Genomic DNA, 25028 nt, shown 5'->3' on the forward strand with positions numbered 1-25028 from the left:
CCGCCCTGCCCTCATCGTGGAGAACCCATGTTCCGCGCGCCCTTGTGGCGGGCGATCGTCGCGCTCGCGGCCGTCGCCCTGTCCGTGTACATCGCTCTCACCCAGTCCGCCCGCCTCGGCCTCGACCTGCGCGGCGGCACCCAGATCGTCCTGGAGACCAGGAACTCGCCCACCGTCAAGGCCGACACCGCGTCCACCGACCGCGCCCTGGAGGTCCTCAGACAGCGCGTCGACGCGCTCGGCGTCTCCGAACCCGGCATCGCACGCTCCGGGGAGAAGCGCATCATCGTCGAACTCCCCGGCGTGCGGGACCCGCGCAAGGCCGCCGAGGTCATCGGCCGCACCGCCCAGCTCACGGTCCACCCGGTGACGGGCGAATCCGCGCGGAAGGCGAGCACCGGGCCCGCCGCCGACGGGTCCCGCACCCTGCCCGACCCGGAACGGACGGGCAACCACCTCACGCTCGGCCCCACCGCGCTGACCGGCGAAGGCGTCAAGGACGCCGAGGCGCTGCTCGACCAGCAGACCCTGTCCGGCTGGACGGTCTCCCTCGACTTCCGCAAGGGAGCCGGCGACACCTGGGCCCGGGTCACCGGCGAGGCGGCCTGCGCACCCCAGGGCGCACCCGGACGTCGCGTCGCCATCGTCCTCGACGACAAGATCATCTCGGCGCCGGGCGTCAACGAGGGCGTGGCCTGCGGGACCGGCATCACGGGCGGCACCACACAGATCACCGGCGGCTTCGGCCAGACCGAGGCCCGCGACCTCGCCGCACTCGTCAAGGGCGGCGCGCTGCCGGTGCCCGTCGACGTCGTCGAGCAGCGCACGGTCGGCCCGACGCTCGGCGCCGACGCCATCGAGGCCAGCGCGCAGGCCGCCGTCATCGGCATCGTCCTGACCGCACTGTTCATCACCGCCGTCTACCGGCTCCTGGGCGCCCTCGCCGCGCTCGCCCTCGTGCTCTACGGCCTGATCTCCTACGCCGCCCTCGTCGCGCTCGACGCCACCTTGACGCTGCCCGGGCTCGCCGGATTCGTCCTGGCCATCGGCATGGCCGTCGACGCCAACGTGCTCGTCTTCGAACGGGCCAGGGAGGAGTACCTCGCCGTCCGCTCGCCGGACCTCGCCAAGCCGGTCCGCACCGGCTTCGCCAAGGCGTGGAGCGCGGTCGTCGACTCGAACGTGACGACGCTGCTCGCCGCCGGACTGCTGTTCTTCTTCGCCGCCGGGCCGGTCAAGGGATTCGGCATCACCCTGTGCGTCGGCGTTCTCGCGTCGATGGTCACCGCGCTGGTCATCACCCGCGTCCTCGCCGACTTCGCGGTCGCCCGGAGCTTCGTGCGCAAGCGGCCCGGACTGACGGGCATCGCCTCGACGGGCCGGGTCCGCGGCTGGCTGGCGCGCCGCGACCCCGACCTGCTGCGCCACCGGCGCCGCTGGCTCGGCGCCAGCGCCCTGCTGGTCGTGGTGGCCCTCGCGGGCATCGTGCTGCGCGGCCTGGAGTTCGGCGTCGAGTTCACGGGCGGACGGCTCGTGGAGTACAGCACCAGCAGGCCGGTCGACGCGGACACGGCCCGCACCGCCGTGTCCGACGCGGGATTCCCGCGCGCGGTCGTGCAGGAGTCCGGGGACGGCGACATCACCGTGCGCACGGAACGCCAGACCGATGCCGAACAGCAGCGCGTCAGGGCCGCGCTGGAGAAGCCCGGCGGCACCGTCACCGTCGAGCGCGACGAGCTGATCGGCCCGAGCCTCGGCAGCGAACTGCGGCAGAAGGCGCTCATCGCCCTGGGGATCGCCGTCGCCGCCCAGTTGATCTACCTCAGTGTGCGGTTCCGCTGGACCCTCGCGGCGGCGGCCGTGTCGGCGATGGTCCACGACGTGCTGCTCGTGGTGGGCCTCTTCGCCTGGCTCGGCAAGCCCGTCGACAGCGTCTTCCTGGCCGCGCTGCTCACCGTGATCGGCTACTCCGTCAACGACACGGTGGTCGTCTTCGACCGCGTGCGCGAGGCGCGCCGCCGCCACCCGCGCGGCGACCTGGCGGCCCTCGCCAACCGCGCCGTCGTCCAGACGCTGCCGCGCACCGTGAACACGGGCATGGGCGCGCTGTTCATCCTCACCGCCCTCGCCGTGCTCGGCGGCGACTCGCTCGCGGACTTCTCGCTGGCGCTGATCGCGGGAGTCCTGGTCGGCATGGCGTCGACCGTCTTCACCGCCGTGCCGATCGCCGTCGCGCTCGAGCACCGCAACCCGGCGCCGCCGCCCGCACGGCGGCCGGGCCGCTCCGGCGGTACGGGCGACGTCCCGGACGGATACAGCCCGTTGGAGGCGCGGCGCAGGAAGGAGCGGGGGACCGGGGCGGTCGTCTGACCGCCCGGCCGGGGCCAGGAGCGGCAGCCGCTCCTGGCCCGCGCGGTGTCAGGTGCGCCCGGCGTCCAGCGCCGGGGCGATCACGTCGAAGGCCCGGTCGAGCAGCTCGGCCGGGTCCTCGGCGCCCTCGGTCGTGCTCCACCGCTGCAGCACGGTGTCGAACGCGGTGAGCGCCATGCCCGCCGCGAGCCGCGGATAGAGGTCTGCATCGGGGTCGAGCCCGGTGCGGCGCCCCACCTCCTGCGTCAGATCGCCCCGCCACTGCGCCTGGCGCTCCAGGAAGCGGGCCAGCAGCGCGGGCGTACGCAGGATCAGCTGCACCACGCGCAGCGCGCGCTCCGAGTGGGAGGAGCAGGCGGCGAGCGGGACGCGGACGGCGTGCAGCAACGCCACCGAGGGCGGCTCGTCCACGGGCCGCTCCGCGAGCTCCGCGCGCATGCCGTCGCCCATGTCGGCCAGGAACTGGACGACGACGTCCTCCTTGGACCCGAAGTACCGGAAGAACGTCCGGCGGGACACACCGGCGGCGGTGACGATCTCGTCGATCGTCACCGCCTCGTACCCCTTGAGGGCCAGTAGCTGCAGCGCGGACTCGGTCAGTTCGTCCGAGACGAGGCGGCGCTTGCGCTCGGCCAGGGTCAGGTGGGGGCGGGAGGTCACCGGGCCATCGTACCTTCGGCTGCTCGGCATGCCGTGCGTGGCGCTCAGGGGCACGGTGGCACCGGGTGACAGCGGTGGCGTGAGGCCTTCCGCGTCAGAACTTGCGCCAGCGGGCGTTCGCCCAGGAGAAGAGGCCGAAGGTGGCGAGGCCCAGAGCGATCAGGGCGAGCAGCCACGGGCCGCCGGTGGTGTCCGCGAAGGACCGCAGGGTGTTGTCCATGCCCTTGGCCTCACCGGGTTCGTGCTGCAGCGCCGCGGTGACGGCGAACCCGCCGGCGACCCCGAACACCACGCCCCGGGCGGTGCCCCCGGCTATGCCGAGGATGTCGACCCCGCGGCGCTGGTGCTGCGACATCTCGGACAGGCGGAGACGGTCCCGGAACTTCCGCATCAGCGCGCGCCCGGCGATCCACAGGCCCGCACCGACGACGCCCGCGCCGGCCGCGGCGACGATCCACTGCCCGGCGGGCCAGTCGAGCACCTTCGCCGTGGCGTCCTGCGTCTGCCGGTCGCTCTCACCGCTGCCGCTGCCCTTGTCGCCCGCGGCGTAGGCGAGGATCGAGTACGAGACGAAGCCGTAGAAGACGCAGCGCGCTCCGGCGAGGGCGCGCTTGCTCGCCTTGTCGCCGTCCGGCCCCGCCTGGCCGAAGCAGACCTCGGAGAGCCGCCACAGTGCCATGCCCGCGAGGGCGGCGCCGAGCAGCCAGAGCAGGATGTTCCCGAACGGCTTCTCCGCGATCTCCGCGAGGGCTCCGCCCCGGTCCGCCTGCCGGCCGCCGCCGTCGGAGAAGGCGATCCGCAGGGCGAGCGCGCCGATGAGGAGGTACAGCACGCCGCGGCCGACGAAGCCGGCGCGGGCCACCGCGGCGACGCCGCGGCCCTTGGCGGCCTGCCGCGCCTTGTTCTTGCCGCGGGTGGTGGCCGAAGGGAGACGCATGGAGGGGAGATGCATGGCTTCCTAGTGCCCAGGGAACCCCGCCTCATGCGGTCCCCGCGCGGTCCGCGTGGGGCAGGGGCCGCGCGTGGCGAAGAGGTCCGTCGCGGGAGGGCCGGGTCACCGTGCCCCCCTGCGGGGTCCGGCGCGCGCGCAGGGGACCGGTGCGCTCGCCGGTATCGTGAAGGCCTGGTCGAGAGCGGTGATGCGCAGCAGGCGCCAGGTGCGCGCGCTGCCCGGCACCAGCCACAAGGTGCCCTCGTTCCGGGCCACTTGCTGTCTGATCCGGACGAGCAGGCGCAGCCCGCCGGCATCCATGAAGGTCACCCCGCGAAGGTCCGTGACGACTCGCGGGCCGACCCGGTCGAGGAGTGCCATGACACGGGGGGCGAGCTCCTGGTCGGCCCAGGCGTCCAGTTCGCCCCAAAACGCAAGGACATCAGTGCCGTTCACCACGCGGTGACGCAGGCCGAAGGTGAAGTCGGCGGTGCCCGTTTCCCAGTGCAGCAGTGTCTCGTCCTCTCACGGAGAGTAATCGAAAGTGCGGTGGCGCGGCGTGCAAAGACCGGCGCCGGACGCCACCGGGGTCCTGGGCGGCACCGAGGTCATATGTCAATCGTTCCCGCTCAGGGCCATTCGTACCCACAATGGGCCGGGGGATTGGCGCGCGCCTCTACCTGATCATGCGTCATGTTGGCGACTACGTAGAGTAGTTGTGATCGAAGCCGGCCTGTCCCGGGTGGCGGCGCGGCGCAAGAGTCCAAGCCCGGGGCGCGATTGTCCATGGCCGGGGCGCGGGGGACCGGCGCGACACTGTTGCCGCCACAGCACTGTTCTTCACCCCCACTGAGGAGGAACAGCACATGAGCACAGCCAGACGCCCGCGCCGGTATGCCGCGGTCACCGCGGCGGTGGGCCTGATGATGGCGGCCGTGCCCGCCCTGACGGCCGCCCCCGCCTCCGCCGCCCCCGCACCCCTCGCCGGACCGGGGCCGAGGGCCGCTTCGGTCGGAGGCGGGAACGTGTCGATCGGCTGGTCCGTCCCCGGCACCCCCACGGCCGGCCTGCGGGACCTCACCTTCCCCCTGACGGTCAACAAGGCCACGGCGCACAAGGAAGGCATCTACTTCGCCCAGCAGTTCGGCTTCACCGGCGCGGCGGACGTGGGCTACACGGGCCTCCAGCCCCGGCCCGACAGCGGCGGCAGCGAGCGGCTGTCCGCCCGCTTCTCCACCTTCGTCGCCGGAGCGACGACCACCGACCCGCTGTGCCGCCCGGGTGCCGACGGGGGGCCCGGCGTGACCTGCGCGGTCGACTTCGACGGGGTCTACGGCCACCGCTACGACCTGAAGGTCAAGCGCACCGGCACCGACACCTGGACCGGCACCGCGCGGGACACGGTCACCGGCAAGGAGACCCGTCTCGGCTCCTACACGCTCCCCGCCGGCAGCGGCAACCTCCGCGGCTCCCAGGGCGGCTTCGTCGAGTACTACCTGGGCATCCCCAGCTGCGCCGAGATGCCCAGGGCCGACGCCGTCTTCGGCGGTCCCACGTCCACCGACGCGGGTGGCCTCGACGGCACCGCGAAGGCGAACTACGAGTACAGCGACTGCGTGGGCGAGTCCAACTACAAGGCGGAGACGGCCGGTTCGGGCACCCGCGTCACCCGGGGCTTCGACCCGGCAGCCGCCACCTCCCCCGTGGGCGCCGCCCGGCGCTGAGGCCGCCACCCGTGTCCGGCGGCCCGCCGCGGCGGCCGGACACGCGAGAACCCTCCCGCCCGGCGCCGGGACCTGCCCCGGCGCCGCGCGGGAGCCGTCGCGCGCCCGCGCCCGCGCCCGGCGGCCGTTCCAGAGAATGGACGCCCGTTTGGAGCAGCGCGGCCGCTGCGGTAGAAATGCCCCCATGACTCACGGACTGCTGGTGCGACGCCTGGTCATCGACCTGTGCCGATGCCCCCTCTCGTGTTGTCGCTGACCCCGCGTCCCTGACGCGTCCCGCCCGCCGGGTGCTCCTTCCCCGGCGAGGCCCCGCGGGCCGCCCCGCTCCGCGTGCACCGTTCCCCACCGATGGCCGCGTGCCGATCACTTCGCGCTGATCACCGCGCGTCGGCCCGCCGGTGCCGGTCGCCCGCGTCGCGCCGCCCGCCCACCCGCTCGTTCGTCCCCTCAGCTCCGCGTGCGTACGCGGCCGGTCGACCCCGTCCACCGGCCCCGGACGCGCATGCCTCGGCGCCCCATGGAGGCCGCCCCGTGTCCACAACTCCCTCTCCGACGACCGCGGAGCCCGCCGGCATACCCGGCCCGCCCCCGGCCGCCCGCCGCCCGCGTCCGCGCCCGAGCGGCGGATGGGCGCGGGCGCGCCATGTCGGACTGCCCCTCGCCTCGCTCCTGTTGTTCCTCGCCCTGTGGCAACTGCTCGCCGCGAGCGGCACCTGGAGCGAGACGCTGGTGCCGCCGCCCGCCAAGGTGTGGGACGCCTTCGTCACCGTGTCCACGACCCACGACGGCGTCCGCGGCTACAACGGCACCTACCTCGTCGAACACCTGGGCATCAGCCTGCGGCGCATCGCGCTCGGCGCCGGCCTCGGCATCGCCGTCGGCGTGCTCTTCGGCCTGCTCATGGGAACCGTGGGCTGGCTGCGCTCGCTCTTCGAGCCCTGGATCACCTTCCTGCGCACGCTGCCCCCGCTCGCCTACTTCTCCCTGCTGGTCATCTGGATGGGCATCAACGAGGAGCCCAAGATCACGCTGCTCGCCGTGGCCGCCTTCCCGCCGGTCGCGGTCTCCACGACGACGGCCGTCGCGGCCGTGCCCCGGAGCCTGGTCGAGGCGGCCCGCGCGCTGGGCGCCTCCCGCTGGGACGTCGTCAAGGACGTCGTGGTCCCCTCCGCACTCCCGGAGACGTTCACCGGCATCCGGCTCGCCGTGGGCGTGGCCTACTCCTCCCTCGTCGCCGCCGAGTTGGTCAACGGACTGCCCGGCATCGGCGGCATGGTCAAGGACGCCGCGAACTACAACAACACCCCGGTGGTGTTCGTCGGCATCATCGCCATCGGTGTCTCCGGCCTGATCATCGACGGCCTGCTGCTGCGCCTGGAGCGCGCCGTCGTGCCCTGGCGCGGCCGCGCGTAGGCCTGCCGAACCGTCCCGCCGTCCGCACGACCCGCCCGTACCCGCAGCAGGCCCGCACCCGTACCCACACCCGTCCCCCCCCGGTGCCCCGCACCTGTACAGAAACGGCTCCCCATGTCTCCTTCCCGTCCCCGAACTCCCTTCGGCGGCAGGTCGCTCGCCGCTCCGGGCCCCTCCCGCCGCGCGCTGCTCACCGGCGCCCTGGCCACGGCCGCCGTCGCCGTCACCGGCTGCTCGTCGGACGGTGACGGATCGTCCAAGGGCGGGTCCAAGCGGCTGCGCGTCGGGTACTTCGCCTTCCCCAGCGGCGATCTGATCGTGAAGAACCAGAAGCTGCTGGAGAAGGCCCTCCCCGACCACGAGATCTCCTGGGTCAAGTTCGACTCCGGCGCCAGCGTCAACCAGGCCTTCCTCGGCAAGTCCCTGGACATCGCCGCGCTGGGGTCGAGCCCGTTCGCCCGCGGTGTGTCGGGCAGCTCGCCGATCCCGTACAAGGTCGCGTTCATCCTCGACGTCGCGGGCGAGAACGAGGCGCTGATCGCGCGCAAGGGCAGCCGGGTCTCGGACGTCGCCGGGCTCAAGGGCAAGACCATCGGCACGCCGTTCGCCTCCACCTCGCACTACAGCCTGCTGGCGGCCCTGGAGAAGGCGGGCCTCAAACCGTCCGACGTGAAGCTCGTCGACCTGCAGCCCCAGGCGATCCTGGCCGCCTGGCAGCGGGGGGACATCGACGCCGCCTACGCCTGGCTGCCGACCCTGGACGAGCTCCGCAAGACCGGGACCCAGCTGACCAGCAGCAAGGAGATCGGTGCCGAGGGCAAACCGACCCTGGACCTGGCCGTGGTGTCGGACCAGCTGATCGCCGAGAGCCCCGAGGTGATCGACACCTGGCGCAAGGTCGAGGCGGACGCCCTGCGCCGCCTCAAGTCCGACCCGGCGGGCTCCGTCAAGGCCATCGCGGCGGAGCTCGGCATCAGCGCGGCGGACGCGAAGGCCCAGCTCTCGCAGGGAGTGTTCCTCACGCCCGCCGAAGTCACCTCCGCCGACTGGCTCGGCGCCGACGGCAAGCCCGGCAAGCTGGCCTCCTACCTGACCGACACGGGCCAGTTCCTGGCCGACCAGAAGCAGATCGACGCCGCGCCGTCCGCGGACACCGTCCGCAAGGCGCTGTACCTCAAGGGGCTGCCCGATGTCCTCAAGTGAGACCAGGGAGACGGCCGCACCCACGACGCCCACCCGGCCCGCGACCACGCCCGCCGTCGCCGAGGCGGCCGAGCCGCGGGACGGCGGCCTCCGGCTCGACCACGTCGTCCACGCGTACGGGCGGGGCGACCGGGCCGTCACCGCCGTGGGGCCGGTCGACCTCACCGTGCCCGCCGGGGAGTTCCTGGTGCTCGTCGGCGCCTCCGGCTGCGGCAAGAGCACGCTGCTGCGGCTGATCGCCGGGTTCGAGGAGCCGACGCACGGTTCCGTGCGGGTGGGCGGCGCCGCGCCGCGACCCGGTGACACCGCGGGCGTCGTCTTCCAGACGCCCCGCCTGTTCCCGTGGCGCACCGTGCGCGGGAACATCGACCTGGCACTGCGGTACGCGGGTGTCGAACGCGGCCAATGGCCGCGGCGCCGGGCGGAGTTGCTGGAGCGCGTCGGCCTCGAGGGCACCGAGAAGCGGCGCACCTGGGAGATCTCCGGCGGCCAGCAGCAGCGGGTCGCCATCGCCCGCGCGCTGGCCGCGGAGAACCCGCTCCTGCTGCTCGACGAGCCGTTCGCCGCCCTGGACGCGCTGACCCGCGAACGGCTCCAGGAGGACGTGCGGCAGGTGAGCGCGCAGACCGGGCGGACCACGGTGTTCGTGACCCACTCGGCCGACGAGGCGGTGTTCCTCGGCTCGCGCATCGTCGTCCTCACCAGGAGCCCGGGCACCGTGGCCCTCGACCTGTCGATCGACCTGCCGCGCGACGACGTCGACGCGGACGACCTGCGCAACTCGGCCGAGTACGCCGAGCTGCGCGCGCAGGTCGCCCACGCCGTCAAGTCGGCCGCCGCCTGACCCGGCCGCACCGGAACGCACGGGACGCGGTCCGGTGCGGCCGGGGACAGGGCGGCCGGTTCAGCCCTGTTCCCGCTCCACGGGGAGCCACAGCTCGGCCTCCCCCTCGGCCCCGCCCGGCGACAGGTGGGTGCGCAGGAGCTCCGGCCCCGGACGGCTGCGGTACGGGTTCGACGGGAACCACTCCGTGAAGACGTCCCGCCACAGGTACTGGATGGCTTCCGGCACGGGACCCGAGGCCGTGAAGACCGCCCACGTGCCGGCGGGGACGCGCAGGACCTCCGCGCCCCCGGGGGCGGGCTCGGAGGTGATCACCGCCTGGTAGTAGTCGAGTTCGGTGCCCTCGGCGCGGCTCGGGTCCAGGTCGTCGCAGACGGCGAGGACACCCCGCGGCTCCTGGTCCGACAGCTTCGCCAGGCGTTCGGTGTCCTCGGGCGGGATGCCGCGGACGAAGTCGATGATCGCCCGGTTCGGACCCGTGTGCACCAGCGGCACCCGGGCCTTGGGCCCGACGACCCTGAACTCCGGCTTGTCCACCACGCGATAGCGCATGTCATTGCTCCCTTCGACGGTGAGGCGGAAGGTCATCCGGGACTGGGAGCTGAGCGCGGCTCCGGTGCGCCGGGCCTCGCCGGGCCCGATGCCGTGCATGGCGCGGAACGCCCGAGCGAACGCCTCGCCCGAGCCGTAGCCGTGGCGGACCGCGATGTCCAGGAGCGTCTCCCGCCCCGCGAGGACCTCGGCGGCCGCGAGCGTGAGCCGCCTGCGCCGGACGTACTCCGACAGCGGCATGCCCGCGAGGGCGGAGAACATCCGCCGCAGGTGGTACTCGGAGGTGGCCGCGATCCGCGCCACCTCCGCCACGTCGACGGTCCGGTCGAGATGGCTCTCGATGTACTCCATGGCCTGGTTGAGCCGCTCCAGCACGCCCGTGTCCCTTCCTCTCCTCGGTTCCTCGGTGCTCTTCGCTGTGATCACCACGCTAGGGAGCGCGCGGGTGCCGGACCCGACATCCTGTGCCCGATGCGGTCGGGTGCCGGGCTGCCCGGAGGGCCTTCGTGCCCCGGTGCCGGGACCATCGTCCCTGGCCTGCGGGGAGCCCGGTTGCCGATCCTTGAGATCATGGCCGACCACACCGCTCCCCGCCCCCGACGCGTCGGCGCGGGCCGACCGCTCAGTCTGCTCGTGCTGTGCGCGGGGCTGCTGGGGACGCTGGCCTCGGCCGTGCTGACGTACGACCGCATCGGGACCCTCGCCGACCCGTCCTTCGCCCCCGGCTGCAACATCAACCCGGTCATCAGCTGCGGTGACGTGATGGACGCGTGGCAGAGCAACGTGCTCGGCTTCCCGAACATGCTCCTCGGCATGGTCGGCTTCGCCGCACTCGCCATGCTGGGGCTGCTCCTGGCGACCGGCGCCACCGTGCCGCGCCCGCTGTGGCTGGCCTTCCAGGCCGCGGTCACGGCGGCGTTCGCCCTGGTGGTCTGGCTGATCAGCCAGTGCCTGTACGTGATCGGGGCGCTGTGCCCCTGGTGCCTGCTGGTGTGGGCGGTGGTCCTGCCGCTGTTCTGGTTCGTCACGCTCCACTCGCTGCGCACCGGAGCCCTGCCCGCCCCGGCGCGGCTGACGCGGATGCTGGGCCGCTACGCGTGGGCGGGACCGGTGCTGCTCTACGGAGTGGTCGCCGTGCTGATCGTCACGCGGTTCGGGGACCGCCTTCTGTAGACGTGTCCTCCGGCGTGGGTGCGGCCTGCGCGGGAGTGTCCCGCTCGGGCGCGGCGTCCGTGGGCGGGTGCGGGCCGTCGGCGGGGCGCTCCACGGAGCACACCAGCGCGTCGTCCTTGACGTCGGCCACGATCGTGTCGCCCGGGTCGGCCTCGCCGCCGAGGAGCAGGGAGGCGATGCGGTTGTCCAGCTCGGCCTGGATGGTGCGGCGCAGCGGCCGCGCGCCGAACTCCGGCTGGTGCCCGTGCGCGACCAGCAGCTTCTTCGCCGCCTCGGTCACCCGCAGCTCCAGGCCCTGCGCGCGGACCCGCCGCTCGCTCTGCCGCAGCAGCAGGTCGAGGATGTGCGCGAGGTCGTCCTGGCCCAGGCCGTGGAAGACGATGATGTCGTCGATGCGGTTGAGGAACTCGGGCGGGAAGTGCCCGCGCAGGTCGCCCATCAGGTCGTCGCGGATCTCGGAGACGTCGCCCCGGTGCGCGAGGATGCGGTGCGCGCCGATGTTGGACGTCATCACGACGACGGTGTTGCGGAAGTCGACCGTGCGCCCCTGGGCGTCGGTGAGCCGCCCGTCGTCGAGGACCTGGAGCAGGGTGTTGAACACGTCCGGGTGCGCCTTCTCGACCTCGTCGAAGAGCAGCACGCTGTAGGGCTGGCGGCGTACCTTCTCGGTGAGCTGGCCTGCCTCCTCGTGCCCCACGTATCCGGGCGGGGCGCCGACGAGCCGCGAGACGGTGTGCTTCTCCTGGAACTCGCTCATGTCGAAGCGCACCATGCGGCCCTCGTCGCCGAAGAGCAGCTCGGCGAGCGCCTTGGCCAGTTCCGTCTTGCCCACGCCGGTCGGGCCGAGGAAGAGGAACGAGCCCACGGGCCGGTTCGGGTCGCCCATGCCCGCGCGGTTGCGGCGCACGGCCTGGGCGATCGCCGTGACCGCCTCGTCCTGGCCCACGACCCGCTCGTGCAGCGCGTCCTCCAGCTTGAGGAGCTTGTCCTTCTCGCTCGCGGTGAGCTGCGCGACGGGGATGCCGGTGCGCCGCGAGAGCACCTCGGCGATGTCGGCGGCCGTGACCTCCATGACGCCCTCGCGCCGCTCCTCGATCCCGGCGAGCTCCGCCTCGGTCCCGGAGATCCGGTCCTTGAGGTCCCTGGCCCGCTCGAAGTCCTCGGCGGCGACGGCCTCGTCCTTGTCGCGGTTCAGCCTGGCGAGCTCGTCCTCCCGCGAGACCACCTCGGTGGACCTGCGCAGCGACCGCAGCCTGATCCGCGCGCCGGTCTGGTCGACCAGGTCGATCGCCTTGTCGGGCAGGAACCGGTCGGAGACGTAGCGGTCGGAGAGCTCGGCGGCCGCGGCCAGCGCCTCGTCGCTGTAGCGGACCTGGTGGTGGGCCTCGTAGGAGTCCCGCAGGCCTTCGAGGATCTGGACGGTCTCCTCGACGCTCGGCTCGGGCACCATGACGGGCTGGAAGCGCCGCTCCAGGGCCGCGTCCTTCTCGATGTACTTGCGGTACTCGTCGATGGTGGTCGCCCCCACGACGTGCAACTCGCCGCGGGCCAGCGCCGGTTTGAGCATGTTGCCCGCGTCCATGGCGCCCTCGCCGGACGCGCCGGCGCCGACCACGGTGTGCAGTTCGTCGATGAACAGGATCGTCGACTCGGAGGCCGCCTTCACCTCGTCGATGACGTTCTTCAGCCGCTCCTCGAACTGCCCCCGGTACTGGGCCCCGGCCACCAGGCCCGACAGGTCGAGGGCGATGACCCGCTTGTCCTTGAGCGTCTTGGGCACCTCGCCCGCCACGACCCGCTGGGCGAGTCCCTCCACGATCGCCGTCTTGCCGACGCCCGGCTCACCGATCAGGACCGGGTTGTTCTTCGAGCGCCGCGAGAGGATCTCCACGGTCTGCTCGATCTCGTCGGCCCGGCCCACCACCGGGTCGAGCCGGCCCGCCTTCGCCTCCTCGGTGAGGTCGCGGCCGTACTCGTCGAGGGTGGGGGTGTCGCTGGCCCGCATGCTCTCGGGGCCCTCGGCCCGTGCCGGGCGCTCGGTGTTCCTGCGCACCGCGTCCGCGTCCGTCCCGTACGCCGAAAGGAGCTTTCCCGCGCCGGAGTTGGGGTCGCCGAGCAGTGCGCCCAGGATGTGCTCGGGGCCGATGTAGGTGGCCCCGGCGGCCTGGGAGCGGGCGTGTGCGGCGAGCAGGGTGCGCTTGGCGGCGGGGGTGAGGCCGGGCTCGGCGGAGGGGGTGCCGCTCTCGCCGGGCAGCGCCCGGGCGACGGTCTCGGCGAGCCGGTCCGGGTCGGCCCCGGCCTGCTGCAGGAGCGTGCGGGCGGGGTCGACCTGGGTGCAGGCCCACAGCAGGTGCTCGGTGTCCAGGTCCTGGCTGCCGTCCTGCGCGGCCCTGCGGGTGGCCCGGTCGATCAGCTCCCGTGCCGAGTCGGTCAGCAGCCGCCCGATCGGCACCCGCTGCACCTGCGGCGGCGAGGACGCGGGTGACATGCCGAAGAAGCGGTTGAGCAGGTCCGAGAACGGGTCCGGGTCGCCGAAGGAGCCGAAGGAGTCGAAGGAGGACAGGGTCATGGGGGCCGTCCAGGAGGGCGCGGTGGGGAGGGGGGGCACTTCCCCCGGTTCCGCTCCACGGTATGGACAAAAGGTGCATGTCGCACCCCGCGCGAGCGCATTACCACCACCCGCGCGGGGCCGCCACCGGGGCGCGTCCGTTCAGGACTCCTGCCGCCACCCGCTGCTGTCCGGGCAGGCCGTGGCCGCGGTGCCGTAGGCGAAGCGCAGGAAGTGCGTGAGCGCCGGGGTCCACGTCGTGAAGTCGTGTCCGTCCGGGCCGGAGCAGTACCGGTGCGGCACGCTCTGCTGCTTCAGCGTCGCGTGCAGCGCGTTGTTCCACGCGTACGGGTCCTCGGCCCGGCCGCTGTAGAGCGCCAGCCTGCCCTGGTAGGAGCGGTAGGCGGCGGGGTGCGTCCCCGCGACCTGGACGGGGTTGAACGACGCCCACCCCGACTGCGGTCCGAACACCAGCTCCGTGCGCCGCAACGCGTCGGGATTGCCGGGGAAGAGGTACTTCCAGTAGTTCCCCGCGTCACTGCCCGAGCCGTGCCACCAAAAGCGCGCCCCGTAGAGGGTGCTGCCGCTGTTGACGATCTGCTGGTGGTCGGCGCGCCGCAGGTCCGTGCCGCCGGAGAAGGCGCCCACCGCGCTGAACACGTCGGGGTGCTGCGCCGCGTACTTCAGCGCGCCGAAGCCGCCCATCGACATGCCGGCGACGGCCCGCTGCCCCGAGGTGGCGAAGTGGGCGTCCACCCAGGGCACCAGTTGCTTGATGTGGAAGGTCTCCCACTGTGGCGTGAAGTTGCCGTAGGTCGGGCCCTGCCAGTCGGAGTAGAAGCCGACCTTGCCGCCTTCCGGCATCACCACGATGCCCTTGAAGCCGGCCTCCCGGACGGTCCGGGTGATGTCGCCGCCGCCGCTGGACCACTGCTCGTAGTCGGCGGCCCCGCCGTGCAGCAGATAGAGCACGGGATACGCGGCCGACGGGCTGTAGTCGGCGGGCAGGTGGACGCGGACCCGGACCGGCCGGCGGACCGGGTCGATCTGCGGTGCGCCCGGACCGCGCGGGGTGAAGAGCGCACCGGTGGTGAATTCGGCCTCGCAGACGAGACCGTCCGGAGACGGCTGCCAGTACTGGAGGTCGAGGCCGTCGGAGTCGCCCGTGCCGATGCTCGGACAGGTGACGGCGGCGGCGGCCGGTGCGGGCGGCCCGGCCACGGCGAGGCCGACGGCCAGGGCGGCGGTCGCCAGCCAGGTCTTGAGGGACGCGGAAAGGTGCATGGCTCCCCAATCGGTGCGCTGCGTGACGGAGGCGGCACGCCGTCGGGTGGGGGCCGGACGGCCGTGCGAGGTGGGCCCGACGCTATCGCCGCCGCCGCGCCGCCGCGTACCGCGGCGGGTGGAGATCGACTACCGCGATGGTTTACCCCCGTACGGGCAGGTCCCGGGGCACGGCCGGGTGGCGTGCGCCGTCGTGGTGGCGGCTGCTCCGGGCGGAGGGGGCCTTCGGCCGCCGACGGACCTGATGTGATCTCATGTCATCCGTATCGCAACGGACTTGTGCATTCCGGATAGGCCCCTTGTGTCCTATTCCACAGTCCGGGAACGCCCTCGTACGACCAGAATGCGCGCATGGATCTTCCTACTCGACTCACCCCTGTCTCCGGCAGCGACCATCTCTACCTCTGGTCTCCCGGTGGCGCGGGATTATGGGGTTACGCCAACTGCCTCTGGATCATCTCCGGTGACGAGGCCGCCGTGGTCGACACCCCCTACGACCGGCCCATGACCGAGGCGATGATCGCCGCCGCGAGACCCTGGCTCGGCGACCGCCGGGTGCGGACGGTGGTCAACACCCACGCGAACGGCGACCACAGCTTCGGGAACCACCTCTTCCCCGGGGCGGAGATCGTCGCCACCGAGGCGGCCCGCGTCCACCAGCACCACGAACCGACCCCGGCGGACATGCACGCCCTGCTGCACGCCTCGCCGCCGGACTCCCCGCTGGGCTGGTACGTCCGCCGCCACTTCGGCGGCTTCGACTTCACCTCCGGGCGCGTCACGCCCGCCACGACCACCTTCTCCGGTCAGCACTCCTTCGCCGTGGGGGACGAGGAGGTGCACCTGTACGAGGTGGGTCCCGCGCACCACGACGGAGACCTGGTCGTCCGCGTCGGGGACGTCGTCTGCACCGGCGACATCTTCTTCCACGGCGACCACCCGGCCCACTGGGCCGGGCCGCTGCAGAACGTGATCGACGCCTGTGAGCGGGTCCTCCGCCTCGATCCGCGGGTCGTCGTCCCGGGCCACGGCGAGGTGACGACCGCGGACGAACTGGCGGAGCACGTCGGGTATCTGCGGGCCGTGCAGCGTGAGGCGCGGCTGCGGCACGAGGCCGGAATCCCGCTGGAAGAGGCCGTGGACGACCTGATCGGGCAGTCCTTCTACCCGCAGCTCGGCCTGCCGGAGCGCCTGATGATCGTGCTGGGGGTCGAGTACGCCCACCTGAGCGGCGCCGGGGCCGCACCGGGCGTCGTCGAGCTCGCGGGCAAGGCCGCCGCCTGGTCCTTCGGCCGGCGCGACGGTGCGCGGGTCGCGCCCGTGTCCGCGTGACCGGTCACGACACGAGAGGTGCCGCCCGTACCGGAGCGCGGGCGGCACCTGGCGCGCCGGACGGGCCGGTCGGTGACCGCCGGTCCGGCGCCTCGGCGCACACACACCCCATGGGTTCGGTGCGCCGGACAGGGACATCAAAGGACATGGGCTGCCCCGGCGCAACAGATCGGCCCGCGACGCGGGGTGAGGGGTCCGAAACCCGACCCCGGGCCGCGGGCCGTCAGCGCGTGCGCCTGCTCAGCGGCGGCGGCTGGTGGGGGCGGACCGGGCCCGGCCGGTACTGCATCATCACGAACCGCGCGTCGACGTCCGGCAGCGGGTTGGCGGCGGAGGCGATCACCCATCCCACTCCCTTCACGGGATGGTGGACCTGTCGCACGGCCCCGTCGGGGTGCAGCGCGTGCGAGCTCGCGGTCGCCAGATAGATGGGACCCGCGACGGGGTCGCGGCGCACATCGCTGGCCAGCTGGACCAGTTGGGGATCGGCCGGGTTGTCCGTGACGGCCTGCCGGAGCGCCGGGCATGCCCCTCGTGCCCAGTCCTCGGCCCAGTTCAGCAGGGTGCCGCCACGGGCCTGATCGTCCAGGAGCATCCAGCGCATGATGTTGGCCGGTGGTCGGCCGTCGGGGAACAGCGCCTCGAACTCGGCATTGCACGCGACGACGTTCCAGTGCTTGTCGGCGAGGTAGGCCATCGAGCCCGTCACCCCTTCGACGACCGTCCGCCAGATCGCATGCATCGCCGACCACCCTTCTAAGTCCTGCTCACCCGGCTGCACTTGCCCGTTTCCCTCCCGCCGCGCCGCGCGTCCGCGCCCATGCGATCACAGCTCGAAAGGCAAGCCTAGCCAGCGATTGAGGCAGCCGTTCCGGTGCCCCCGAAAGAAACCTTCCGGCGCCCTCCCGGCCCTCGTGATGCCGTCCAAAGACGCTTGAGCCGCAGTGGAGACACCCGGGAAAACGGGGTGCCTTTTCCCGCACCGACCCGCTTCGGACGGCTCTGTGCGCCGAGTCCGGAATAAGACACGAGAAGTCGCATCCGCCGCCCCCGGAGTGCCCCGAGGGTTGTTTCTGCGTGCACCTACCGACCGCCGCTCGCGCGGGTCCTGCCACCGGATCCGTATCCCCGGGTATGCCGGTGCGATACCGCGGAAGCGTGACTGTAGTGTCATCGGCGGATTACGAACTGTGGTCGAAAGCAGGCCGGTTCGTGGGGAACGCGCCGTCGCACCGCATCTCGTCGACCGATTTCCGCACGTGTCCGCCGCCCGCTTCGGGCCATTGCCGACACATGAATTTCAGGAAATCCCCGTTCCTGTATATGGGGTATATGGGGCCGGACCGCGAGCACTCCACGGCGAAAGGGTGGGACGGTGGACAACAAGGCGGCCTTGCGCGAACTGCTGCAATGGAAACGCAGGCAACTCGACCCCACCCAGCTCGGCTGGCCCCCGAGGACCGGCCGCGGCCGCCGGGCCCCCGGCCTGTCGCAGGCGCAGGTCGCCCACCTCCTCTACGTCTCGGAGCGCACCTACGCCCAGCTCGAACGCGGCGAAATGACGTCGCCCGCCGACGAGTTCCTCGACCGGGTCGCGAGAGTGCTGCGCCTGGAGGAGCGCGAGCGCACCGCCCTCTACGTCTTCTCCCTCGGGCACGAGCCGCCCCACCCGCAGGACCCGCTGGCCGGTACGACGGTGCACGGCGCCTGGGCGGAGGCCGTCCGCCGTGTCACGGGACAGCCCTGCTACGTCAACGACGTCGCCTGGAACGTCGTCGCCCACAACGACGACTTCGTCCGCATGTTCCCCCGGGCCCCGCACGCCGAGCCGGCCATACCCGACCGGAACCTCATGCGGTACATGCTCCTCAACGAGGAGGCGCGCGAGCACCACCTGGTGAACTGGGAGAGCGAGTGGGCCGTTCCGCTCACCGCCCAACTCCGCAACGCCGTCGCGCAGTACCCGCAGAACGAGGACCTGCAACGGCTCGACCAGGAGGTCGACGCCGATCCGGTGTCCGGCCCTCTCTACCGTGCGAGCCACGTGGCCTACGTCCACCCGAACGGCGACACCCGTCGCATGCGCCGGCCCTGGTCCGGGCCCGTGCACGAGACGGCCCGGCTGAGTCGCTGCTGCGCGGACCATGCACGCTCCGAGGAGGGGGACGTGACCATGTGCGCCGCCATGCCCCTGGGTTCACCCGGCGCGCGGTTCTTCCTCCTGGTCTTCAAGCCGGGACCCGGCCGACGCCGGGAACGGGCGTCGTAGGGGCGCCGGGCGCGCTCCGGCCGTCCGTACGCGGGTACGCGGCTCCCCGTGCACGGCCCGTCCGCCCCCGTACACTGCCCGAGTCAAATGATCATGCTCACCGCTTGGGGGATGGGACACGCATGTCCATACGTACGATGCGAAGGAACCGGTCCGCTCTGCGCGGCCTCGCCGTGGCGCTCGGCGCCGTGGTGGCCCTGACCGGTGCGGCGGGGACCGGCAACGCGGCCGGGGGATCCGGTGGCACGCACGGCGCCACGCAGCGTGCCCTCGACGCGCTGGAGCAGGCCGGAATGCCGGGGGTGGCCGCCGAGGTGAGCGGCCCGCAGGGCACCTGGTTCGGCTCCGCGGGCTTCGCCGACACCTCGACCGGGCGCAAGCGCACCGCCGCCGACCACCTGCGCGCGGGCAGCAACACCAAGTCGCTCGTCTCGGTGGTCGTCCTGCAGCTCGAGGCCGAGGGCAAGCTCGACCTCGACGACTCCGTCGAGCGCTGGCTGCCGGGCCTGCTGCAGGGCAACGGCTACGACGGAAGCAAGGTGACGATCCGTCAACTCCTCAACCACACCAGTGGTGTGCACGACATGGTGTCCACTCCGGAGTGGCGCGCGTACATGAACGGCCCGGGTTTCCTGGCCCACCGCTACGAGACCCGGACGCCCCGGCAGATCGTCGACATGGCCCTCAAGTACCGGCCCGACTTCGAGCCGGGCACCGGCTGGAACTACTCCAACACCAACTTCGTGCTCGCCGGCATGATCATCGAGAAGGCGTCGGGCCACACCTACGCGCACGAGGCGGAACGGCGCATCATCAAGCGCCTGAAGCTGCGCGAGACCACGTTCCCGGGCACCGACCCCAAGCTGCCCGCGCCCTACGCGGTCGGCTACTCCAAGCTGTACGCGGAGAACCCCGGCCCCGAGATCTACGACGCCACCGAGTACAACCCGGCGTGGTCCGGCGCGACCGGCGAGGTCATCAGCACGACCGGCGACCTCAACCGCTACTACAGCGCGCTGCTGAGCGGGAAGCTGCTGCCTGCCGCCCAGCAGCGGGAGTTGCTGGACACGGTGGAGACGGGCACGTTCTTCCGGTACGGAACCGGCCTGATCGCCCGCACCCTGTCGTGCGGAGTGAAGGTCTACGGCCACGACGGCATCGTCTGGGGCTCCCTGACCAGCACGGCGACCACCGCCGACGGCAAGCACACGCTGACCTTCCACCTCAACGGTGACTGGCTGGAGGACGGCCGGCTCTACGAGGACGTCTTCGAGGCGGAGTTCTGCGGGAAGGGCTGAGGACTCACGGAGCGGTGGTGGCGGCCCCGGTCGACTCCGGCGCGTCCGCCGACCTGCCGTCGGACGCGTTCGCCGGGGTGTCCGACGGCCCGTCGGCCGTCGCCACCGCCTCCGCCACCGCCTTCGTCGACCTGCGGCCGGGGTGGCGCGGGCCACGGGTCAGGACGTGGAGCAGGAGCGCCGCCATGACGGCGACTCCCGCCCACATCGCCTGCTGCCAGCCGTCGACGAACGACTCCTGGGCGGCGTGGACGAGCGCCCGTGCGTGGGGTCCGGCGTGGTGGGCGGCATCGAGTGCGTTGGCGACACCTTCACGAGCCGTGTCGGCCTGGGGCCGCGGGACGTCGGTGAGCCGCGCGTCGATGGCGCCGCGATAGCCCGCGGACAGCAGCGCCCCGAGGAGGGCGACACCCAGTGCGGTGCCGAACTCCCGCGTGACGTCGTTGAGCGCGGACGCCACCCCTTGCCGCTCGCGGGGCAGCGCGCCCGTGATGGCCTCCGTGGAAGGGGTCATCGACAGGCCCATGCCCAGCCCCATCGCGAGCATCCCCGGCAGGACGGACGGATAGCCGCCGTCGACGGAGACGACCGAGGCCATCAGCGCGAGACCGGCGCCCGCCAGCAGGATGCCCGCGGCCATGGTCGACCGGGGCCCGATGCGTGCGGCCAGCCGTGGGGCGAGCCCGGAGGCCGCCATCATCAGGACGGCCATGGGCATCAGGGCCAGCGTGGACATGAGCCCCGACCAGCCGAGGACGGCCTGGAAGAACGGGAAGAGCACCACGAAGATGCCCGCCTGGACGCCGAACACCACCAGAAGCGTGATCGAGCCGGACGCCAGGGCGCGTTCGCCGAACAGGCGCACGTCAAGGAGGGCGGCGTCCCGGCGGCGCAGCTCCCAGAGCACGAATCCGACGGCGGCGGCGACACCGGCCACCAGGCTCAGCAGCGTCACGGGGGCCGTCCAGCCGCGCTCGGGCCCCTCCTGGAGGACGTAGATCAGCCCGACCACGGCGACGACGGAGGTCAGCGCGCCGACGGTGTCGAAGGAATGCGCCGACCGCTCGCGGGAGTCGGGGACGGACCGCAGCGTCACCGCCAGGGCGACGGCGACCAGGGCGACGGGCAGGACGAACAGCCACCGCCAGCTCGCCACGTCGACCAGCGCGGCCGAGAGGAACATGCCGAGCACGCCGCCGCCCCCGGCGACACCGGTCCACACGCCGATCGCCCGCCCCCGCTCCTCCTCGGGGAACGTGGACGTGATGACGGCCAGGGTGATCGGCATGATCATCGCCGCGCCGGCACCGCTGAACAGGCGGGCGGCCAGCATGACATCGGAGGACGGTGCAAGGCCGGCGACCGCGCTCGCGACGCCGAAGACCGTCAGACCGGTGAGCAGCATGGGCTTGCGGCCGAACCGGTCGCCGATGGCGCCGAGCGGGAGCAGGAGCGCGGCCAGGGTGAGCGTGTAGATGTTGATGATCCACAGGATCGTGCGCTGCGAGGCGCCGAAGGCGACGGAGAGATCGGGCTGGGCGACGTTGAGCCCGGACACCGACGCGATGACGGCCATCAGCGCGACGCAGACGGCGATCAGGATGGCGCGGCGCTGACGCGCGTCGGGCGTGCCGGCGCCGCTGCCGGCGTGCGGCGCGGGGCCCGCCCGGCCAGGCAGGTTCGTACTCATGTGTTCCTCTCGACAGGCCAACAAGGCCTGCGTGTGGGGGAGTCGGGGGTGCGGGATGGGGGGGAGGGGCGGTGGTGGCGCGGCCGGGCCGTCAGGCGTGGGCGTTCTCGCGCCGCGCGAGGGCGAGGGCCCTGTCGGTGTCGGCGACGGCCAGGTCGGCGTTCATGTGTGCGCCGGCCAGGGCGCCCGCCGCGGCCGACGCGCCGACCTGGGCGGTCGGATCGGTGGCGTTCCCGGCCACCCATACGCCGGGCACCTCGGTGAGACCGGCCGGGCCGGCGGCGAAGTGGCGGCCCGCCCCGCCGGGCAGGTCCCGCATCGGCAGGCCCAGCCCCGCAAGGCCCTCGGCGCGCGCCCACATGCTGGTCGCGACGGCGAGGACGGACCGGGGCACGACCGGGCCGTCCGCCAGCCGCACGCCCGCGATCCCGCCGTCCCCGGCCGGCACGACCTGCTCGACGGGGGTGTCGACGACACGGATGCCGCGGGCGGCGAACCGCTCCCGGGTGTCCGCGTCCAGTGCGGTGCCGCGGGTGAAGTACACGAGATCGTCGGTCAACTGGCGGAACAGCAACGCGTGATGGACCGACGCGGGCCCCACGGCCAGGACGCCGACGGGCCGGTCGCGCACCTCCCAGCCGTGGCAGTACGGGCAGTGCACCACGCCGTGGCCCCAGTGCTCGGCGAGCCCCGGCACGTCGGGCAGCACGTCCCGCAGGCCGGTGGCGACCAGGAGGCGCCGGGCGCGCAGGACGTCGCCGTCGGCCAGGGCGACGGCGAAGCGCGGATCACCGTCGGCGGACGGGGGAGCGGCGGCGGCCTCGACCACCTCACCGGCCCGCACCGCGCCCCCGTACCGGCGTACCTCCTCCCGGCCGCGCGCGAGGAGCTCGGCCGGGGGAGTGCCGTCCAGACCGAGCAGTCCGTGCACCCCCTCGGCGGGTGCGTTGCGCGGGGTGCCGCTGTCGATGACGACGACGGAACGGCGGGAGCGGGCGAGCATCAGGGCCCCGTTCAGCCCGGCGGCTCCGCCGCCGATCACCACGGCGTCGACGGTTCCGTCCGTCGGCTCGTCGGCCCGGCCCACCGGGCGGTCGGTCGTGTATGCGGACGTCTTGGCGGACATGGCGTCGTCCCCTTTCGGTGGCGGCCCCCGCGGAGTGGGAGCCGGACACGGACGACGCTAAGCGCACCTTGCCGACTGGGCATACGATGTTGCCCATGACGCAAGACAATGGTGAGCTGGACAGCCTGGTACGCAAACGCATCCGCGCCCTGCGCGTCGCCCAGGGCTGGTCGCTCGAAGAGCTGGCGGGCCGCGCCAACGTCAGCCAGTCCACCCTGAGCCGTATCGAGAACGGGCAGCGCCGTCTGGCGCTCGACCAGCTCGTCACGCTCGCGCGCGCCCTGGACACGTCCCTCGACCAGCTGGTGGAGACCGCGGCGGACGACGTCGTGTCCAGCCCGATGATCGACGCGGCCCACGGTCAGATGCGCTGGCCGCTCAAGGCGGAGCCCGGCATGACCGTCATCCGGCAGCGCATGACCAATCCGCCGCCCGACAACCCCTCGCGCATGCGCGCCCACCCGGGCCGGGAATGGCTCGTCGTCCTCTCCGGCACGGCGGTCCTGCTCCTCGGCAACCGGCGCCTGCGCATCGAGACCAACCAGGCGGCGGAGTTCCCCACGATGCTTCCGCACGCCATCGGCGCCGAGGGCGGTCCCTGCGAGATCCTCGGCATCTTCGACCGCGACGCCCGCCGGGGCCACCAGCGCGCCGAGGGCGCGGAGAAGCCGGACCCGGAGAGCTCCTCGTCGTGACCCGGAGCCGGGGGAGCGGGGATGTTTGCGCGTCCCGCAACACCGGGGGCCAATGCCTTGCGCGTTCTGCGTCCGGCCAGGTCACCGGCGTACGGCCCGCTTAGCGTGGGGCGCATGAACCACGCCGAGCATGCCGACCACACCGCCCCGCCCGCAGCGCCGCATGGCGCGCACGCCGCCCACGACCACGGCGGGCACGCTGCCCACGACCACGGCGGCGCGCACCGCCACGAGCACGGTGGTCACGGCTCCGGAACGGACGACCAGGACGGGCTGGAGGACCAGGCCGAGATCCTCGACCTGGACGCGGAGGTACTGGCCGAGCACACCGCCTCCATCACCGCCTGGCTGCCCGTCGGGTCAGGCCCTCGCCACATCGTCGACCTGGGGTGCGGAACCGGCGCGGGCACGCTCGCCCTCCTCGAGCGGTTCCCCGACGCGCGGGTCACGGCCGTCGACTCCTCGGCGGTCCACCTCGACCGACTGCGGGAGAAGGCGGCGGCGGCAGGAGCGGCCGACCGCGTGCACGTCGTCCAGGCCGACCTGGACGCGGCGGCGTGGCCCGAGCTCGGCGCACCGGACCTGGTCTGGGCCTCGGCCTCGATGCACCACATGGCCGACCCCGACCGCACCCTTGGCCAGGTCCGCGACCTGCTGGCCCCGGGCGGGCTGTTCGCCGTCGTCGAGCTGGCCGGCTTCCCCCGGTTCCTGCCCGAGGGCGCCCCGGAGGAGGCACCGGGCCTGGAGGAGCGCTGCCACGCCGCACTCGACCGGCATCACGCCGAGCACATTCCCTACCGCGGCGCCGCATGGGGGACCAAGCTCGCCGAAGCCGGGTTCGTGGTCGAGGACGAGCGCGTCGTCACCGTCGACATCGGCCCGCCGCACACCGAGGCGGTCGGCCGCTACGCGCTGAGCAGCCTGCGCCGCATGCGCGGCGGCGTGCAGGACGCGCTGACGGACGCCGACCTGACCGCCCTGGACCGGCTGCTCGACCCGGACGGACCGGGGAGCGTCGCGCGCCGCGACGACCTGCGGGTGCGCACCGAGCGCTCGGTGTGGGCGGCCCGCAAGGCCTGACCCACGCACCGCGCCGGGGCGCGCACCACCAGGTGCGGGCCCCGGCGCCTGCCCCGCTGCAGGGGCGGCGGGATCAGAGACCGAACTCCTGCGGGGACACGCCGAGCGCCGCGCACGCCTCACGCAGGACCTGCTCCTCGGCCGGGGCGATGTACCCGTCGGCGCCCGCGACGACGAAGCCGGTCTGCACGACCGCCTTGGCCTCCGCGGGCTTCTTCGCCGCCTTGGCGATCTCCTGCATGACCTCCGTCTTGCCCTGCTGGAAGTTGAACGACAGCTGGTCGACGTGCTTGTTGAACCGCTGGCGCAGCTGCTCGGGCGGGAAGTTCTGCAGGACGTCGTTCTGCAGGATCAACGACTCGACGTGCTGCCGCTCGGCCGGGTCGACCGTCCCGTCGGCCGCCGCGACCAGGGCGCACATGGCCATGCTGGCGTCCCGGTAGGCGCCGCTCTTGAGCTCCGTCTTGAGGGAGGTGAGCTGGGACTTGAGCACGCCGACGAGCTGCGCCTTCGACCCGCCGGAGCCCGACCCCGATCCCGGCCGTCCGTGGCCGCCGGAGCTCCGCGCCCCCTGCGACTGCTGCTGCAGACCCTTGGCCTGGTCCTTGATCCGGTCCCACATCGCCATCCGTGCCACCTCGGCTACCCGTCGATCGTCCGCGCGCACTCCGCGCGTCTTCCTGCCAACGCCTTCCCGCCCCGCGAAGTTCCGTGACGGCGCGACGTCCGGGACGGCGGGGCGCTCAGGTGCGCGGAAGGGGCCTGATCTGGCAGGGTGTCCCGCTCCCGCCCTCCGACGAGGTGCGGGGGGTCATGGCGACAGGCCTGCCCACGGG

General features: G+C 73.0%; 21 protein-coding genes. 11 read left to right on the forward strand and 10 right to left on the reverse strand.

Going from position 1 to position 25028, the window contains the following annotated elements; genetic code table 11:
- Nucleotides 1-27 precede the first annotated feature (27 nt).
- Entirely contained in the window at nt 28-2370 is a 2343-nt protein-coding gene (gene secD / locus ACFYXE_RS29405; RefSeq protein ID WP_389317524.1) for a protein translocase subunit SecD, read from the forward strand.
- A gap of 48 nt (nt 2371-2418) precedes the next feature.
- On the opposite strand, the gene ACFYXE_RS29410 is transcribed toward secD, so the two are convergent.
- The 3 genes from ACFYXE_RS29410 to ACFYXE_RS29420 all read right to left on the reverse strand — a co-directional run bounded on the left by ACFYXE_RS29410 (nt 2419) and on the right by ACFYXE_RS29420 (nt 4420).
- Nucleotides 2419-3060, reverse strand: a complete 642-nt coding sequence (locus ACFYXE_RS29410) for a TetR family transcriptional regulator (RefSeq protein ID WP_389317527.1) — start codon at nt 3058-3060, stop codon at nt 2419-2421.
- 64 nt (nt 3061-3124) lie between these two features.
- A complete protein-coding gene (locus ACFYXE_RS29415; protein WP_389317530.1) occupies nt 3125-3967 on the reverse strand; it encodes a DUF1206 domain-containing protein in 843 nt (280 codons plus the stop codon).
- Between the two features lie 117 nt (nt 3968-4084).
- Entirely contained in the window at nt 4085-4420 is a 336-nt protein-coding gene (locus ACFYXE_RS29420) for an STAS domain-containing protein (protein WP_389317534.1), read from the reverse strand.
- A 407-nt stretch (nt 4421-4827) separates the two neighbouring features.
- Here ACFYXE_RS29420 and ACFYXE_RS29425 point away from each other — a divergent pair, with 407 nt between their 5' ends.
- The 4 genes from ACFYXE_RS29425 (at nt 4828) to ACFYXE_RS29440 (ending at nt 9145) form a co-directional block, all read left to right on the forward strand.
- Entirely contained in the window at nt 4828-5685 is an 858-nt protein-coding gene (locus ACFYXE_RS29425) for a hypothetical protein (RefSeq protein ID WP_389317537.1), read from the forward strand.
- Between the two features lie 531 nt (nt 5686-6216).
- Nucleotides 6217-7098 carry an ABC transporter permease gene (locus ACFYXE_RS29430; protein WP_389317540.1) on the forward strand — a complete coding sequence of 294 codons (882 nt, stop codon included), beginning with the start codon at nt 6217-6219 and terminating at the stop codon, nt 7096-7098.
- Between the two features lie 114 nt (nt 7099-7212).
- Nucleotides 7213-8301, forward strand: a complete 1089-nt coding sequence (locus ACFYXE_RS29435) for an ABC transporter substrate-binding protein (RefSeq protein WP_389317543.1) — start codon at nt 7213-7215, stop codon at nt 8299-8301.
- Nucleotides 8288-9145, forward strand: coding sequence for an ABC transporter ATP-binding protein (locus tag ACFYXE_RS29440; protein ID WP_389317546.1), 858 nt, complete (start codon nt 8288-8290; stop codon nt 9143-9145). Before ACFYXE_RS29435 ends, ACFYXE_RS29440 begins: the two co-directional genes overlap by 14 nt.
- A 60-nt stretch (nt 9146-9205) precedes the next feature.
- On the opposite strand, the gene ACFYXE_RS29445 is transcribed toward ACFYXE_RS29440, so the two are convergent.
- Nucleotides 9206-10072: a GyrI-like domain-containing protein gene (locus tag ACFYXE_RS29445; RefSeq protein WP_389317631.1), complete on the reverse strand. Its 867-nt coding sequence runs from the start codon at nt 10070-10072 to the stop codon at nt 9206-9208.
- A 195-nt stretch (nt 10073-10267) separates the two neighbouring features.
- Between ACFYXE_RS29445 and ACFYXE_RS29450 the strand changes: the two genes are divergently transcribed.
- Nucleotides 10268-10870, forward strand: coding sequence for a vitamin K epoxide reductase family protein (locus tag ACFYXE_RS29450; protein ID WP_389317549.1), 603 nt, complete (start codon nt 10268-10270; stop codon nt 10868-10870).
- Here the strand turns inward: ACFYXE_RS29450 and ACFYXE_RS29455 are convergent.
- Both ACFYXE_RS29455 and ACFYXE_RS29460 read right to left on the reverse strand, forming a co-directional pair.
- Complete coding sequence (locus tag ACFYXE_RS29455; protein ID WP_389317552.1) at nt 10842-13439, reverse strand: ATP-dependent Clp protease ATP-binding subunit; 2598 nt, start codon at nt 13437-13439, stop codon at nt 10842-10844. The genes ACFYXE_RS29450 and ACFYXE_RS29455 overlap by 29 nt on opposite strands.
- Before the next feature lie 141 nt (nt 13440-13580).
- Complete coding sequence (locus ACFYXE_RS29460) at nt 13581-14702, reverse strand: alpha/beta hydrolase (protein WP_389317555.1); 1122 nt, start codon at nt 14700-14702, stop codon at nt 13581-13583.
- A gap of 351 nt (nt 14703-15053) precedes the next feature.
- Between ACFYXE_RS29460 and ACFYXE_RS29465 the strand changes: the two genes are divergently transcribed.
- On the forward strand, nt 15054-16034 hold the full coding sequence (locus tag ACFYXE_RS29465) for an MBL fold metallo-hydrolase (protein WP_389317558.1): 981 nt from the start codon (nt 15054-15056) through the stop codon (nt 16032-16034).
- A 223-nt stretch (nt 16035-16257) separates the two neighbouring features.
- On the opposite strand, the gene ACFYXE_RS29470 is transcribed toward ACFYXE_RS29465, so the two are convergent.
- Nucleotides 16258-16776, reverse strand: coding sequence for a hypothetical protein (locus ACFYXE_RS29470; RefSeq protein ID WP_389317561.1), 519 nt, complete (start codon nt 16774-16776; stop codon nt 16258-16260).
- Nucleotides 16777-17409: 633 nt separating this feature from the next.
- Between ACFYXE_RS29470 and ACFYXE_RS29475 the strand changes: the two genes are divergently transcribed.
- Both ACFYXE_RS29475 and ACFYXE_RS29480 read left to right on the forward strand, forming a co-directional pair.
- Nucleotides 17410-18303 carry a helix-turn-helix domain-containing protein gene (locus ACFYXE_RS29475; protein ID WP_389317564.1) on the forward strand — a complete coding sequence of 298 codons (894 nt, stop codon included), beginning with the start codon at nt 17410-17412 and terminating at the stop codon, nt 18301-18303.
- Nucleotides 18304-18425: 122 nt separating this feature from the next.
- Nucleotides 18426-19601, forward strand: a complete 1176-nt coding sequence (locus tag ACFYXE_RS29480; RefSeq protein ID WP_389317567.1) for a serine hydrolase domain-containing protein — start codon at nt 18426-18428, stop codon at nt 19599-19601.
- A gap of 4 nt (nt 19602-19605) precedes the next feature.
- Here ACFYXE_RS29480 and ACFYXE_RS29485 read toward each other — a convergent pair whose 3' ends face one another.
- Both ACFYXE_RS29485 and ACFYXE_RS29490 read right to left on the reverse strand, forming a co-directional pair.
- Entirely contained in the window at nt 19606-21291 is a 1686-nt protein-coding gene (locus ACFYXE_RS29485) for an MFS transporter (protein ID WP_389317570.1), read from the reverse strand.
- Between the two features lie 91 nt (nt 21292-21382).
- Nucleotides 21383-22417 (reverse strand): NAD(P)/FAD-dependent oxidoreductase, encoded by a 1035-nt coding sequence (locus ACFYXE_RS29490; RefSeq protein ID WP_389317573.1) that lies wholly within the window; start codon nt 22415-22417, stop codon nt 21383-21385.
- Between the two features lie 95 nt (nt 22418-22512).
- Here ACFYXE_RS29490 and ACFYXE_RS29495 point away from each other — a divergent pair, with 95 nt between their 5' ends.
- Nucleotides 22513-23112 carry an XRE family transcriptional regulator gene (locus tag ACFYXE_RS29495; protein WP_361178827.1) on the forward strand — a complete coding sequence of 200 codons (600 nt, stop codon included), beginning with the start codon at nt 22513-22515 and terminating at the stop codon, nt 23110-23112.
- Nucleotides 23113-23226: 114 nt separating this feature from the next.
- Nucleotides 23227-24192: a class I SAM-dependent methyltransferase gene (locus ACFYXE_RS29500; RefSeq protein WP_389317578.1), complete on the forward strand. Its 966-nt coding sequence runs from the start codon at nt 23227-23229 to the stop codon at nt 24190-24192.
- A gap of 73 nt (nt 24193-24265) precedes the next feature.
- Here the strand turns inward: ACFYXE_RS29500 and ACFYXE_RS29505 are convergent, their stop codons facing one another.
- On the reverse strand, nt 24266-24820 hold the full coding sequence (locus tag ACFYXE_RS29505) for a TerB family tellurite resistance protein (protein WP_361178831.1): 555 nt from the start codon (nt 24818-24820) through the stop codon (nt 24266-24268).
- Nucleotides 24821-25028: the final 208 nt, after the last annotated feature.

The organism is Streptomyces sp. NPDC002564, from assembly GCF_042889645.1.
GTDB lineage: Bacteria > Actinomycetota > Actinomycetes > Streptomycetales > Streptomycetaceae > Streptomyces.

Excerpts from the sequence above, each read along its gene's own strand:
- secD (WP_389317524.1), top strand. The coding sequence starts at position 28 with ATGTTCCGCGCGCCCTTGTGGCGGGCGATCGTCGCGCTCGCGGCCGTC.
- ACFYXE_RS29410 (WP_389317527.1), bottom strand. The coding sequence starts at position 3,060 with ATGCCGAGCAGCCGAAGGTACGATGGCCCGGTGACCTCCCGCCCCCAC.
- ACFYXE_RS29415 (WP_389317530.1), bottom strand. The coding sequence starts at position 3,967 with ATGCGTCTCCCTTCGGCCACCACCCGCGGCAAGAACAAGGCGCGGCAG.
- ACFYXE_RS29425 (WP_389317537.1), top strand. The coding sequence starts at position 4,828 with ATGAGCACAGCCAGACGCCCGCGCCGGTATGCCGCGGTCACCGCGGCG.
- ACFYXE_RS29435 (WP_389317543.1), top strand. The coding sequence starts at position 7,213 with ATGTCTCCTTCCCGTCCCCGAACTCCCTTCGGCGGCAGGTCGCTCGCC.
- ACFYXE_RS29440 (WP_389317546.1), top strand. The coding sequence starts at position 8,288 with ATGTCCTCAAGTGAGACCAGGGAGACGGCCGCACCCACGACGCCCACC.
- ACFYXE_RS29450 (WP_389317549.1), top strand. The coding sequence starts at position 10,268 with ATGGCCGACCACACCGCTCCCCGCCCCCGACGCGTCGGCGCGGGCCGA.
- ACFYXE_RS29455 (WP_389317552.1), bottom strand. The coding sequence starts at position 13,439 with ATGACCCTGTCCTCCTTCGACTCCTTCGGCTCCTTCGGCGACCCGGAC.
- ACFYXE_RS29460 (WP_389317555.1), bottom strand. The coding sequence starts at position 14,702 with ATGCACCTTTCCGCGTCCCTCAAGACCTGGCTGGCGACCGCCGCCCTG.
- ACFYXE_RS29465 (WP_389317558.1), top strand. The coding sequence starts at position 15,054 with ATGGATCTTCCTACTCGACTCACCCCTGTCTCCGGCAGCGACCATCTC.
- ACFYXE_RS29470 (WP_389317561.1), bottom strand. The coding sequence starts at position 16,776 with ATGCATGCGATCTGGCGGACGGTCGTCGAAGGGGTGACGGGCTCGATG.
- ACFYXE_RS29480 (WP_389317567.1), top strand. The coding sequence starts at position 18,426 with ATGTCCATACGTACGATGCGAAGGAACCGGTCCGCTCTGCGCGGCCTC.
- ACFYXE_RS29485 (WP_389317570.1), bottom strand. The coding sequence starts at position 21,291 with ATGAGTACGAACCTGCCTGGCCGGGCGGGCCCCGCGCCGCACGCCGGC.
- ACFYXE_RS29490 (WP_389317573.1), bottom strand. The coding sequence starts at position 22,417 with ATGTCCGCCAAGACGTCCGCATACACGACCGACCGCCCGGTGGGCCGG.
- ACFYXE_RS29495 (WP_361178827.1), top strand. The coding sequence starts at position 22,513 with ATGACGCAAGACAATGGTGAGCTGGACAGCCTGGTACGCAAACGCATC.
- ACFYXE_RS29500 (WP_389317578.1), top strand. The coding sequence starts at position 23,227 with ATGAACCACGCCGAGCATGCCGACCACACCGCCCCGCCCGCAGCGCCG.
- ACFYXE_RS29505 (WP_361178831.1), bottom strand. The coding sequence starts at position 24,820 with ATGGCGATGTGGGACCGGATCAAGGACCAGGCCAAGGGTCTGCAGCAG.